The 13,245-nt window shown below is 54.8% G+C and carries 11 protein-coding genes; 6 read left to right on the forward strand and 5 right to left on the reverse strand.

Annotation, left to right across the window (positions count from 1 at the left end):
- Positions 1–230 precede the first annotated feature (230 nt).
- The 4 genes from HV340_RS00770 to HV340_RS00785 form a co-directional block, all read right to left on the reverse strand.
- The gene (locus tag HV340_RS00770) at positions 231–593 is read right to left on the reverse strand and encodes a YibL family ribosome-associated protein (RefSeq protein ID WP_014168086.1); all 363 of its coding nucleotides are present in this window, start codon (positions 591–593) and stop codon (positions 231–233) included.
- Between the two features lie 58 nt (positions 594–651).
- Entirely contained in the window at positions 652–1,239 is a 588-nt protein-coding gene (gene mtlR, locus HV340_RS00775) for a mannitol operon repressor MtlR (protein WP_025206446.1), read from the reverse strand.
- Positions 1,239–2,387, reverse strand: coding sequence for a mannitol-1-phosphate 5-dehydrogenase (gene mtlD / locus HV340_RS00780; protein ID WP_025206445.1), 1,149 nt, complete (start codon positions 2,385–2,387; stop codon positions 1,239–1,241). Before mtlD ends, mtlR begins: the two co-directional genes overlap by 1 nt.
- Positions 2,388–2,486: 99 nt before the next feature.
- The gene (locus HV340_RS00785; RefSeq protein WP_014168089.1) at positions 2,487–4,394 is read right to left on the reverse strand and encodes a PTS mannitol transporter subunit IICBA; all 1,908 of its coding nucleotides are present in this window, start codon (positions 4,392–4,394) and stop codon (positions 2,487–2,489) included.
- Positions 4,395–5,049: 655 nt separating this feature from the next.
- On the opposite strand from HV340_RS00785, the gene HV340_RS00790 reads away from it, so the two are divergent.
- The 6 genes from HV340_RS00790 (at position 5,050) to HV340_RS00815 (ending at position 12,201) form a co-directional block, all read left to right on the forward strand.
- Positions 5,050–5,406 (forward strand): DUF3302 domain-containing protein, encoded by a 357-nt coding sequence (locus tag HV340_RS00790; RefSeq protein WP_014168090.1) that lies wholly within the window; start codon positions 5,050–5,052, stop codon positions 5,404–5,406.
- 2 nt (positions 5,407–5,408) lie between these two features.
- Complete coding sequence (locus tag HV340_RS00795; RefSeq protein WP_014168091.1) at positions 5,409–6,545, forward strand: HlyD family secretion protein; 1,137 nt, start codon at positions 5,409–5,411, stop codon at positions 6,543–6,545.
- A gap of 89 nt (positions 6,546–6,634) precedes the next feature.
- Positions 6,635–7,243, forward strand: a complete 609-nt coding sequence (locus tag HV340_RS00800) for a glutathione S-transferase (RefSeq protein ID WP_014168092.1) — start codon at positions 6,635–6,637, stop codon at positions 7,241–7,243.
- 103 nt (positions 7,244–7,346) lie between these two features.
- Positions 7,347–8,732, forward strand: coding sequence for an L-seryl-tRNA(Sec) selenium transferase (selA, locus tag HV340_RS00805; RefSeq protein WP_063925766.1), 1,386 nt, complete (start codon positions 7,347–7,349; stop codon positions 8,730–8,732).
- Positions 8,729–10,576, forward strand: coding sequence for a selenocysteine-specific translation elongation factor (gene selB, locus HV340_RS00810; RefSeq protein ID WP_134179785.1), 1,848 nt, complete (start codon positions 8,729–8,731; stop codon positions 10,574–10,576). Before selA ends, selB begins: the two co-directional genes overlap by 4 nt.
- A gap of 86 nt (positions 10,577–10,662) precedes the next feature.
- On the forward strand, positions 10,663–12,201 hold the full coding sequence (locus HV340_RS00815) for an aldehyde dehydrogenase family protein (protein WP_059305610.1): 1,539 nt from the start codon (positions 10,663–10,665) through the stop codon (positions 12,199–12,201).
- On the opposite strand, the gene HV340_RS00820 is transcribed toward HV340_RS00815, so the two are convergent.
- The gene (locus HV340_RS00820) at positions 12,198–13,163 is read right to left on the reverse strand and encodes a LysR family transcriptional regulator (protein WP_059305611.1); all 966 of its coding nucleotides are present in this window, start codon (positions 13,161–13,163) and stop codon (positions 12,198–12,200) included. The two genes, HV340_RS00815 and HV340_RS00820, sit on opposite strands and share 4 nt — an antisense overlap.
- Positions 13,164–13,245 lie beyond the last annotated feature (82 nt).

Here is a 13,245-nt window from a genome sequence, read left to right on the forward strand (position 1 = left end):
TGCGTCACAAACTGTGTAAAAGTGGTCCTGCCAATATTGTGTTGTAGGGTGAATGACAATAAATGGTTAACCAGTTGTTATGAATCGGCAATGATTTTGTGAGGGGAATTAGTGGAATTGTGAACCAGGAAAGTGATTATCGGGAGATTGGTTGGGCCAATTTTAAGCGGTGAGGGGGGCGTCGCGGTGTGGTTTTCGCCCTCTCGCCTGGGAGAGAGGGCGGGGGACGATCAAAACGCGGTCTTACAAAAACCCGTCATCTCTTTCAGACCCATTTCGCGACCAAGCTCGGTCATGGGATGAACCACCACCAGGCCACGGACGCTTTTCTTCAGCTTGCCCATGTCGGCCTGCTCTTTTTTAGTGATGGCGCGACGGTGCGGCATGCTCAACAGCTTTTGGGCTTCGTTGCTCAGCTTCTGGCCTTTGACTTCGCGCAGACGCTCGATTTCCGCTTCAAGCTTCTCACTCTCTTTCTCCAGCTCGGCATACTTCTCGGCGGACTCAACCAGCGAGAGACCAGCCATCTGGTGGCGGATCAGATCCAGGCGGTCGCTCAGGCGTTTAATTTCGTTCTTTTCGACTTCTTTCATAACAAATAACTCTGAAAACGGGGAATTTACAGGGAAGGATACACCAATGTGAGCAGGCTTACTTCTGAAACGCTTTTTTTAAGCTGATTCGGGAAATCAGCTCAGTCAGGGAAAGGACCATTGTGGAACGGACAACCTGTTGATAACGCAGCTTTTGCATCGCGTACAGCTCAGGGTCACTGTTATCAAAATGGGGAGCAGGGGGAAGCGCGGTGACGCAGTGTAGTTCGCCGAAGGGGCCAAGGATCTCATCATCGGTAAAGGTGTACTCATTACCGTCATGATTTAACTCTTCGCGCAGCGCCATCAGCAGCTCGGCATCTTCATACTCTTGTCGGTTCAACACGCCAAGACCATAAATCAGCTTCAGACGTACCGATAAATCGCCCAGCGGTCCGTCTCCGTCCAGTAACGGTTCTACAGCATATTTTACCGCGTAGTCGTCTTTGCGAAACACCTGAAGTACCAGAATATTCACCGCCTCGGTTAGCAACTCGACGGCGGCAATCAGGAAACTTCGTACGGTTTTGCCAGCATTCAGACGCTCAAGCACACGATTTTCAAAGGCCTGGGTTTGTTCCATTATTGCCTGCATATCTGACAATCTGTTATTTGGGCGCAGGCTATCCTGCGCCGCACTCTGCATCATTTGATTGCGTTGTAAGCGTTCACCGCCTCCACAACCACGTCGCTGTTGGCATCCAGACCAGAGATCTGCGCCAGCGCACCCTGCGGGCCTTTATCGTTAATCAGCTGAGCCAGCTCCTGCGCCTGTGGATCCTGTTCGCTGCGGTAATGCATCGCGGCGGCAATCCCTTTCACCAGGTTGGCGTGCGCAAGACCATACTCCAGCGTGCCCAGCAGCGGTTTAATCAGGCGATCGCCCGCGCTCAGTTTACGCAGTGGCTGACGGCCTACGCGCTCAACGTCATCTTTCAGATACGGGTTTTCAAAACGACCGAGGATTTTCTGGATGTATGCTGCATGTTTCTCAGCATCAAAACCGTAGCGTTTGATCAGCACCGCGCCGCTCTCTTCCATTGCCCCTTTAACCACCGCACGGATGCTCTCATCGAGGATCGCGTCACGAATGGTCTGATGACCGGCCAATTTTCCGAGGTACGCGGTTATAGCATGCCCGGTGTTCAGCGTGAAGAGTTTACGTTCGACAAAGGCCATCAGGTTATCGGTTAATTCCATCCCCGGAATGGTTGGCAGCGCGCCTTTAAACTGGGTTTTATCGACGATCCACTCGCTGAAGGTTTCCACGGTCACTTCCAGCGGATCGTGGGTGGCGGATTCTGATGGCGGAACGATACGGTCAACGGCGGAATCCACAAAGCCGATGTGCGCTTCCACCCAGGCTTTATCTTCGTCCGCGACGGCGGCGAGCACATGGCCTTTCAGCTGCGTGGTGCCGCGCACCATGTTTTCACAGGCGATGATGTTCAGCGGTGTGTCGATGCCCTGCGCTTTACGTTTTGCCAGGCCTTTCGCCACCGCAGGGGCAATGCGCTCAAGCACCACCGGGCCAACGGCCGTGGTCACCAGATCGACACTGGCGATGAGGTCGATAACGTCTTCGCCAATGCTGCTTACCGCATTAACGCCAGACACCGTCTCAACCTGCTCGTTTTCGCCTACCACGTGTACCTGATAGCTATGACGGGCATTCAGGGCATCCAGGACTACCTGATTCACATCGGCGAATGTCAGCGTAATGCCTGCGTCTGCCAGCAGTTTACCGATAAAGCCACGACCGATATTACCTGCGCCAAAATGTAATGCTTTCATAGTATTAACCTTAATCAATGTTTTTACCCGAGAGGGCTGGGGTGAGGCTTTGCCCTCACCCTAACCCTCTCCCCACAGGGGGAGAGGGAAGAGGTTCCGTTACTTGTTCAACAGCGCCAGCACTTCTTCCACGCTGGTGGTGTTGGCCAGACGTTCAATGACAGAGTCGTCATCCAGCGCGTTGGTCAGGCTGGTAATCACCTGGATGTGCTCGTTGTTGCGAGCGGCGATACCAATCACCAGGCGGGCGATGTCGTCTTCTTCTTCACCGAAGCGTACACCATCCGGATACTGGCAGAACACCACGCCGGTTTTCAGTACGCGATCTTTCGCTTCAACCGTACCGTGTGGAACCGCAATGGATTCACCCAGATAGGTTGGGGTCAGCTTTTCACGCTCCAGCATCGCGTCAACGTATTCAGGCTGCACGTAGCCGCCTTTCACCAGCTGTTCACCGGCAAAGCGAATCGCCTCTTCCTTGTGGGACGCCGTGCGGCCCAGGAAGATGTTTTCTGCGCCCAGGCGGAACAGGTGGCTGTCGTTCGCGTCAAAGCTGTCTTTCAGGCTATCGCGGACTTTGACTTCGTTATCTTCATGACGCTGTGCCGCCACCAGACGTTCGGTCAGGTTGGTGTACAGGCCGCTGTCCAGGAAGTTGGTCAGCGAAATGTGCTGTGCCTGAGGAACCTGACGCATCGCACGTTCGGTCAGATCGCGGTGCGTAATCACCAGGTCAACATCGGCAGGCAGGCTGTTGATGGCGCTGTTGGTGACGGAGATGTTGGTCAGACCCGCATCCTGCACTTTCTTACGCAGCACGCCGGCACCCATGGCGCTGGAACCCATACCCGCGTCACAGGCCACGATGATTTTACGTACGTGGCTCAGGTCGTTAGAGACATCGCCCGCCGCCAGCGGCGTGGCGCCTTTTGATTCGGCTTTCATGTCATGCATACGACGGGTTGCCGCTTCGATATCGTCATCTTCTTTCACTTTGCTGGTTTTCAGCAGGATAGAAGAGACCACGAAGGAGACGGCCATTGCCGCACAGATGGCTGCGATGTTAGCGAAATAGGCACCTTTCGGGGTCATCGCCAGGACCGCCAGGATGGAGCCTGGAGAGGCCGGAGAAACCAGACCACCGCCCAGCACGCTCAGGGTGAACACGCCCGTCATACCGCCGAGGATAACGGCCAGAATCAGACGTGGGTTCATCAGCACGTAAGGGAAGTAAATTTCGTGGATACCGCCCAGGAAGTGGATGATAGCCGCGCCGCCCGCAGACTGTTTCGCACTGCCGCGACCAAAGAACATGTACGCCAGCAGAACACCCATGCCCGGGCCCGGGTTGGCTTCAATCAGGAAGAAGATGGACTTGCCGAGGTCATGAGACTGCTGAATACCCAGCGGTGAGAAGATACCGTGGTTAATGGCGTTGTTGAGGAACAGGATTTTCGCCGGTTCAACAAAGATAGACGCCAGCGGCAGCATGTCGTGCGCAACCATGAAGTTAACGCCTGCCGCCAGAACTTTGGACAGCACTTCAACCGCAGGGCCAATACCGAGGAACGCCAGAATCGCGAGGATCATACCGATGATGCCCGCAGAGAAGTTGTTCACCAGCATTTCGAAGCCGGATTTGATCTTGCCATCAACCCAGACGTCGAATTTCTTAATTGCCCAGCCGCCCAGAGGGCCCGCAATCATTGCACCGAGGAACATCGGCATATCCGCACCGACGATAACCCCCATCGTCGTGATGGCACCCACAACGCCACCACGGTCTCCACCCACCAGACGACCCCCGGTAAACCCGATAAGCAGCGGCAGCAGATAGGTAATCATTGGGCCAACAAGTTTCGCCAGCGTTTCGTTAGGCAACCACCCTGTCGGAATGAACAACGCAGTGATGATACCCCACGCGATAAACGCGCCGATATTTGGCATCACCATATTGCTGAGGAAACGACCAAAGCTTTGAACTTTGATCTTGAAATCGGATGACATAAAACACCCCTTCTTCTGTTTACGCTTAGGCTTGCGGCCCGAGGTTTATTGTTAATGAGGCGGCAGAGGTAGCCGGGCCCTGTTCTGATGCTGTGAAATCTGGCACTGAATCGTTCAACTGTCCAGACGACGGAAATTTGTGTGATATGAATCACGTAAATGTAGGGGGTGCAGACATTAATGAGGTGATCTTCGTCACAAAAATGGTGGATAAAAAAAATACGATGGCGATAAATAAAGCAAAAACCACCCACTTCTGTGATGTAAATCACATTTGGTTGTCGTGAGTTTGTTTCTGGATTGTGACTAATTTCACAAAAAATTTTTATGCAGAATTCTCCGGATGTGATCGGCGACAAATTCTGCCTGGCGATTCAACGCCAGGATGTCATGAAGTCACACATAAAGCTAAAAAATGACTTTTCATGTGTGGTATGGCGAAAAGCAATAAGGTACGTTACGCTCATATTGTAAGGTTAAGTCTATTATTATTCAGGATATATTTTGACACGCTTATAAACTTGCATGGAGATATTATAAAAAACGATACTCCCCGGCTCTGAAATATAAGTGCACCTCGTATTTATAAAAAATTAATTAGGTTGCGTACCGTTTTATTAATTTAATGAGTTGACGTTGTTTAAGTGAGGAGAATATGTTTCTCAACTATTTTGCGCTGGGCGTATTGATTTTTGTATTTCTGGTTCTTTTTTACGGAATCATCGCCATCCATGATATTCCTTATAATATGGCCAAAAAACGGAATCATCCCCATGCGGATGCCATTCATACGGCGGGATGGATTAGCCTGTTTACGCTCCATGCGATTTGGCCGTTCCTGTGGATTTGGGCCACGTTGTACCGCGAAGATCGCGGCTGGGGGATGCAGAACCACATCTCAAAACCTGATGAGGTCCCGGGTATGGATGCTCTGACTAAACGTGTGGCCGAATTAGAACAAAAACTGGCAGCGGTACCTCCCACGGCTGACAAGAATACGCTGGAGCACTAATCATGGATCTGCTGATTATTTTGACCTATGTAGCCTTTGCCTGGGCCATTTTTAAAATATTCCGTATTCCGGTAAACCAGTGGACCCTCGCGACCGCAACATTAGGTGGGGTGTTTATTGTCGCCGGGCTTATCCTGTTGATGAACTATAACCATCCCTATACCTTTACGGCGCAAAAAGCGGTTATTTCCATTCCGATTACGCCGCAGGTTACTGGGGTAGTGAGTGAAGTTACCGATAAAAATAACCAGCTAATTAAAAAAGGCGAAGTGTTATTTAAACTTGATCCGGGCCGCTATCAGGCGCGCGTCGACAGACTGCAGGCCGACCTGGTCACCGCCACGCACAACATCGACAATCTCAAAGCGCAGCTTGCGGAAGCGGTCGCCAATACCACGCGCGTGTCTGCTGAACGTGATCGCCTGTATAAAGATTACCAGCGCTACCTGAAAGGCAGCCGCGCAAAGGTTAACCCGTTCTCTGAAAGCGATATCGACAACGCACGGCAAAACTATCTGGCGCAGGATGCGCTGGTAAAAGGCTCGGTGGCTGAACAGACGCAAATACAAAGTCAGTTAGACAGTATGGTCAACGGTGAGCAATCCCAGGTTGCTTCCCTGCGTGCTCAGCTTGCTGAAGCGAAATACAACCTGGATCAGACCGTGGTGCGTGCGCCGAGCAATGGCTATATCACGCAGGTGCTGATTCGTCCGGGGACCTATGCTGCCGCGCTGCCGCTGCGCCCGGTCATGGTCTTTATTCCTGAACAGAAACGCCAGATTGTGGCCCAGTTCCGTCAGAACTCGCTGCTGCGTCTGAAGCCGGGCGACGAAGCGGAAGTGGTCTTCAACGCGCTGCCGGGCCAGGTCTTCTCCGGCAAGCTCACCAGTATTCTGCCGGTGGTGCCGGGGGGGTCATACCAGGCGCAGGGTGCGTTGCAGTCGCTGACCGTGATCCCTGGTACCGATGGCGTATTAGGCACTATCGAGCTGGAGCCGAATGCTGATGTCGATGCGCTGCCCGACGGCATTTATGCTCAGGTGGCGGTCTATTCGGATCACTTTGCTCACGTCTCGGTAATGCGTAAGGTGCTGCTGCGTATGACCAGCTGGATGCACTACCTCTATCTCGATCACTAACCCCTTCAGGGCAGGAATGCGACACGCATACCTGCCCTTTTTTCATCGCTTGATCCATACTGACTTTTTTCGGCATCAAGGATCAGGCAATGAAACTTATCGGCAGCTACACCAGTCCCTTCGTGCGAAAAATCTCGATTCTCCTGCTGGAGAAAGGGATTGAATTCGAGTTCGTCAATGAACAGCCTTATCACGCTGAAAACGGTGTGGCGCAGTACAACCCGCTGGGAAAAGTGCCGGCGCTGGTAACAGACGAAGGCCAGTACTGGTTTGATTCCCCCATTATTGCGGAGTACATCGAGCTGCTCGGCGTGGCCCCGGCGATGTTACCGGCCGATCCAAACGCGGCGCTGGCAATGAAGCAAATTGAAGCGCTGGCCGACGGTATTATGGATGCGGCGTTAACGTCCGTACGCGAGCAGGCAAGACCCGCCGCCCAGCAGTCTGAAACGGAACTGTTACGCCAGCGTGAAAAAATCAGCCGCAGCCTGGACTGGTGCGAACAGCTTATCCGGGAGGGAAAAATTCAACCCGATAGCCTGAACCTGGCAACGATAGCCATTGCCTGCGCCATCGGTTATCTCAATTTCCGGCACGTTTCCCCCGGCTGGTGCGTCGACCGTCCATTGCTGGTGAAGCTTGCAGAAACGCTCTTTCAGCGCGAGAGCTTTGCCCGTACCGAACCGCCAAAGGCTTGATGCGGGTTATAACACTTCGCAGCAGGAGGCGGTACAATCCCTTCTTATGTTGACTCCCTCTCCCGTCGGGAGGGGGGATGATATTTACTCGCCAGGCGCTTTCATGACAACTCATCACTCCCTGTACAGCCAGATCCCTGCAACCGACCGTATTCTTCGCGAGCCGCGCGTGCATGCTGCCGTTGCGCGGTTCGGCCATACTGCGACGGTTGAAATATTACGTCTGCTTCAGGACGAAGCCCGCAGCCATATTCAGACAGAAAATGCATTGCCGGACTGGTGTGCGGCGTGGGGGCTGGAAGTGGAACTGAGGCTCGAGGAGAAAGCACAAAGCGCGTTACGCCCGGTCATCAACCTGACGGGAACCGTGCTGCACACCAACCTTGGTCGCGCTCAACAGGCAGAAGAGGCCGTCGCTGCGGTCGTGCAGGCCATGCGTTCCCCCGTGACGCTTGAGTACGATCTGGACGGCGCAGGGCGCGGACATCGCGATCGGGCGCTGGCAGACCTGCTCTGCGAGCTGACCGGCGCGGAAGATGCCTGCATCGTGAATAACAACGCGGCGGCGGTACTGTTAATGCTGGCAGCGACCGCCAGCGGTAAAGAGGTGGTGGTTTCCCGTGGCGAGCTGGTCGAGATTGGCGGTGCGTTTCGCATTCCGGATGTTATGCGCCAGGCGGGCTGTACCCTGCATGAAGTGGGCACCACCAACCGCACGCATGCAAAAGATTATCGCGCGGCAGTGAATGAAAATACCGGGCTGCTGATGAAGGTTCACACCAGTAATTATCAGATAGCCGGATTCACCAAAACCGTTGAAGAGGCGGAGCTGGCGGAGCTGGGCCGTGAGCTGGGTGTGCCGGTGGTGGCCGACCTCGGTAGCGGTTCGCTGGTCGATCTGAGCCAGTACGGTCTGCCAAAAGAGCCCATGCCGCAGGAGATGATTGCGGCGGGCGTCAGTCTCGTGAGTTTCTCCGGCGACAAACTGCTTGGCGGACCGCAGGCGGGGATTATCGTGGGTAAACGTGCGCTTATTGCGAAGCTGCAGCAGCACCCGCTCAAGCGTGCACTGCGAGCCGATAAAATGACGCTTGCTGCGCTGGAAGCGACGCTGCGCCTTTATCTCCACCCGGAAAAACTGGCTGAACGTCTGCCCACGCTGCGCCTGCTGGCCCGTGATGCCGCCTCAATTCGCGCCCAGGGTGAACTGCTCTTGCCACACGTTGCGCCGCACTACCCCGATTTTGACGTGCGCCTTGAAGCTTGTCAGTCGCAGATCGGCAGCGGTTCACTGCCGGTGGACAGGCTGCCCAGCGCGGCGCTCACGTTTACACCCCGTGACGGGCGCGGCAGCCAGCTTGACGCTTTGTCGGCGCGCTGGCGTGCCTTGCCAGCACCGGTTATCGGGCGCATTTACGATGGCCGAATGTGGCTGGATCTACGCTGTCTTGAAGATGAAGCGCGATTTCTGGAGATGCTGTTGAAATGATTATTGCCACCGCCGGTCACGTCGACCACGGAAAAACCACCTTATTACAGGCCCTGACCGGGGTGAATGCCGATCGTCTGCCGGAAGAGAAAAAACGCGGCATGACCATCGATCTGGGCTATGCCTACTGGCCTCAGCCTGATGGCCGGGTGCTGGGTTTTATTGATGTACCGGGACACGAGAAGTTTCTTTCTAACATGCTGGCGGGCGTCGGTGGTATCGATCATGCCCTGCTGGTGGTGGCCTGTGATGACGGCGTGATGGCGCAAACGCGTGAACATCTGGCAATTTTACAGCTGACGGGCAACCCGCAGCTGACCGTTGCGCTGACCAAAGCTGACCGCGTCGATGAGGCGCGACTCAACGCGGTGCGCGAAACCGTGCAGGCGACCTTGCGGGAGTATGGATTTGCCGATGCGCCATTATTCGTCACCGTGGCGACAGAAGGTCGCGGTATTGACGAACTTCGCCACCATTTGCAGCAGCTTACTTCACGCGAGCATGCCAGCCATCATCGTTTCCGTCTGGCGATCGACCGGGCCTTTACCGTTAAAGGCGCGGGGCTGGTGGTCACCGGTACCGCGCTGAGCGGTGAAGTGAACGTGGGCGATACCTTATGGCTCACGGGTGCCAACGCCCCGATGCGTGTGCGCGGTTTGCATGCGCAGAACCAGCCCGTAGAGCATGCCCATGCCGGGCAGCGGATCGCGCTCAATATTGCGGGCGATGCGGAAAAAGAGAAGCTTAACCGTGGCGACTGGCTGCTGGCCGGTGTACCGCCAGAGCCTTCTGAGCGGGCGATCGTCGCCCTGCAGACGCATGTGCCGCTGACCCAATGGCAGCCGCTGCATATCCACCACGCGGCCAGCCATATCACCGGGCGCGTGTCACTGCTGGAAAATGACCTTGCCGAACTGGTTTTCGATTCGCCACTGTGGCTCGCGGATAATGACCGTCTGGTACTGCGTGACATTTCGGCCCGGGAGACGCTGGCCGGGGCGCGGGTGGTCACGCTCAACCCACCGCGTCGCGGCAAGCGCAAGCCGGAGTATCTGCAATGGCTGGGAGCGCTGGCGCAGGCCGCGGATGATAAAGCCGCGTTGCTTGTTCATCTTGAGCGCGGTGCCGTCAATCTGAACGATTTCGCATGGGCTCGTCAGCTCAGCGCGGAAGGATTACGCCTGCTGACCCAGGAGCCTGGTTTTATTCAGGCGGGTAACAATTTACTGAATGCCCCGGTTGCAGCATGCTGGCAGCGCAAGGTACTGACCACGCTCGCCACTTACCATGAACAACATCAGGATGAACCCGGCCCGGGACGTGAACGCCTGCGACGCATGGCGTTGCCGATGGAAAACGATGCGCTGGTGCTGCTGCTGATTGAAAACATGCGCGAAAGTGGGCTGATAAAAAGCCACCACGGCTGGCTGCATCTGCCGGATCACAAAGCCGGGTTCAACGCCGGGCAAGAGGCGATATGGCAGAAAGTGGCACCGCTGTTTGGCGACGAGCCGTGGTGGGTTCGTGATCTCGCACGTGAAACGAATACCGACGAACAGGTGATGCGCCAGGTGTTGCGCCATGCGGCGCAGCAGGGATTAATCGTCGCGATCGTAAAAGATCGTTATTACCGTAACGATCGTATTGTGGCGTTTGCAAACCTGATCCGCGAGCTGGATCAGGCGCGAGGCACGACCTGCGCAGCAGATTTCCGCGATCGGCTGAACGTCGGGCGCAAGCTGGCGATCCAGATCCTGGAATATTTCAACCGCATCGGCTTTACCCGTCGTCGTGGCAACGATCATTTATTGCGGGATTCGTTATTATTTCCTGAAACTCCGTGACCCCCGTCGTAAACACCGTTACCGGCTGGCGAGAAAATCGCCAGCCGGAACTACCCTTGTTGTACACCAACAGCAAGGAGACGGTCATGACAAACAATCCTCCCTCATCGCGTATCCAGCCTGGCGAGTATGGTTTTCCCCTCAAGCTGAAGCCCCGTTATGAAAACTTTATCGGCGGCGACTGGGTTGCACCCGTCGACGGCGAATACTATTCCAATCTGACGCCCGTTACCGGCCAGCCGCTGTGTGAGATAGCCAGCTCCGGCAAGGGGGATATCGACCTGGCGCTGGACGCCGCGCACAAAGCCAAAGACAAATGGGGGCATACCTCTGTTCAGGACAGAGCGGCGATATTGTTCAAAATCGCTGACCGGATGGAACAGAATCTGGAGCTACTGGCAACGGCGGAAACCTGGGATAACGGCAAGCCAATCCGTGAAACGATGGCGGCAGACGTGCCGCTGGCCATTGACCACTTCCGCTATTTTGCCTCCTGTATTCGCGCTCAGGAGGGCGGAATTAGCGAGGTAGACAGCGACACCGTGGCGTACCACTTCCACGAACCGCTGGGCGTGGTGGGGCAGATCATTCCGTGGAACTTCCCGTTGCTGATGGCGAGCTGGAAAATGGCGCCCGCGCTGGCGGCGGGTAACTGCATTGTGCTCAAACCGGCCCGCCTGACCCCGCTGTCAGTCCTGCTGCTGATGGAAGTCATTGGCGACCTTCTCCCGCCAGGCGTGATTAACGTGGTGAACGGGGCGGGGGGTGAGATAGGGGAATATCTGGCGACCTCAAAACGGATCGCCAAAGTCGCGTTTACCGGGTCGACGGAAGTGGGTCAGCAGATCATGCAGTACGCGACCCAGAACATCATTCCAGTGACCCTGGAGCTGGGCGGTAAATCGCCGAACATTTTCTTCGCCGACGTCATGGAGGAAGAGGATGCCTTCTTCGATAAAGCCCTGGAAGGCTTTGCGCTGTTTGCTTTTAACCAGGGTGAAGTCTGTACCTGCCCAAGCCGCGCGCTGGTGCAGGAGTCTATCTATGAGCGCTTTATGGAGCGAGCCATTCGCCGCGTCGAGTCTATCCGCAGCGGTAACCCGCTTGATAACGTGACTCAGATGGGCGCGCAGGTCTCGCACGGGCAGATGGACACTATCCTCAACTACATTGATATCGGCAAGAAAGAAGGGGCGGATGTCCTGACCGGCGGTCGGCGTAAAATGCTGGGCGGCGATCTGCAGGACGGGTATTACCTGGAGCCGACGATCCTGTTCGGCAAAAACAACATGCGCGTCTTCCAGGAGGAAATTTTCGGACCGGTGCTGGCCGTCACCACCTTCAAAACGATGGAAGAGGCGCTGGAGATTGCTAACGATACGCCGTATGGCCTCGGGGCTGGCGTCTGGAGCCGCAACGGTAATCTGGCTTATAAAATGGGGCGGGGCATTCAGGCCGGGCGCGTGTGGACCAACTGCTACCACGCTTACCCGGCGCACGCGGCTTTTGGGGGCTATAAGCAGTCGGGCATCGGGCGTGAAACCCACAAGATGATGCTGGAGCATTATCAGCAGACGAAATGCCTGCTGGTGAGTTATTCCGATAAACCACTGGGGCTGTTCTAACCCTCCAGCTCAGGTTGCCCCTGGGCAGCCTGAGCAATTTGCTGACGCAGGCAGTTCAGTACGCCGTCCAGAATGTACTGCACGCGCCAGGGCTGGTATTCACGTTTGCGGAATATCGCCGTCAGGTCGAGCCACCACTCTTCCTGATGCGGGAAGCAGGGAACCAGAGAACCACTCTTAAGCTCTTTTTTCAGGCTTTCTTTCGGCGCAAAAACAATACCGAGATTATTTCGTGCCAGTTCCAGCGCCGTCTGCGTATTGTCGCAAATATAATTTCCGGTCACTCTGTAATCATATACGGTCTCACTGCCGTGGACGCGAAAACGCCAGATGTTCGCCTCATCCACCAGCATCGAGTCTATTAAAATACAGGAGTGATTCATTAAATCTTCAGGTCCGGTTAAGGGGTGGTTTTTCAAATATTCTTCAGTGGCAAATGCCGTGACGGAATATTTCGTTAACACACTGGCGACCAGACTTTCATCTTTCGGCTGAGCATAGGTAATGAGAATATCGCAATCATCGGGGAACGAGACCCCTTCGGAATATTCATTACGATCCAGGTTGTACGTTTTTAACGAGATACGGATATCACCGATGTCCTCAATCTGATGGATCACGTGTCGCGCCAGATACATCACGATACCCGTTGGGGCGTAAATGGTCACTTTTCCGCGCTTCTCATGCTTATAATCAGCAATGAAATTAATGAGCTGGCTATTTTTATCCAGCGTGGCGTCAATGTAGGGGAGTAACGCTTCGCCAAACTGGGTTAGCGCCAGTTGACGGGTCGTGCGCTCAAATACCTTAAGACCGACACGCGTTTCAAAATCAGAAAGGTATTTACTGACGTTAGCCTGTGCCATGCCCAGCAGGGCCGCGGCATCGCCAATACTGTGGGTGGCTGCGATGACGGAAATAATTTTTAACTCGCGTGGTTTTAGCTGGAACTTATTCATCATGCGCACCCATCTATATGTTTTTATATATAATATTATATAAACTGCAGCGTTGCATTGGCAAATTTGTAACCATTATTATTCG

The organism is Enterobacter sp. RHBSTW-00975 (assembly GCF_013615235.1).
GTDB classification, from domain to species: Bacteria; Pseudomonadota; Gammaproteobacteria; order Enterobacterales; family Enterobacteriaceae; genus Enterobacter; species Enterobacter ludwigii.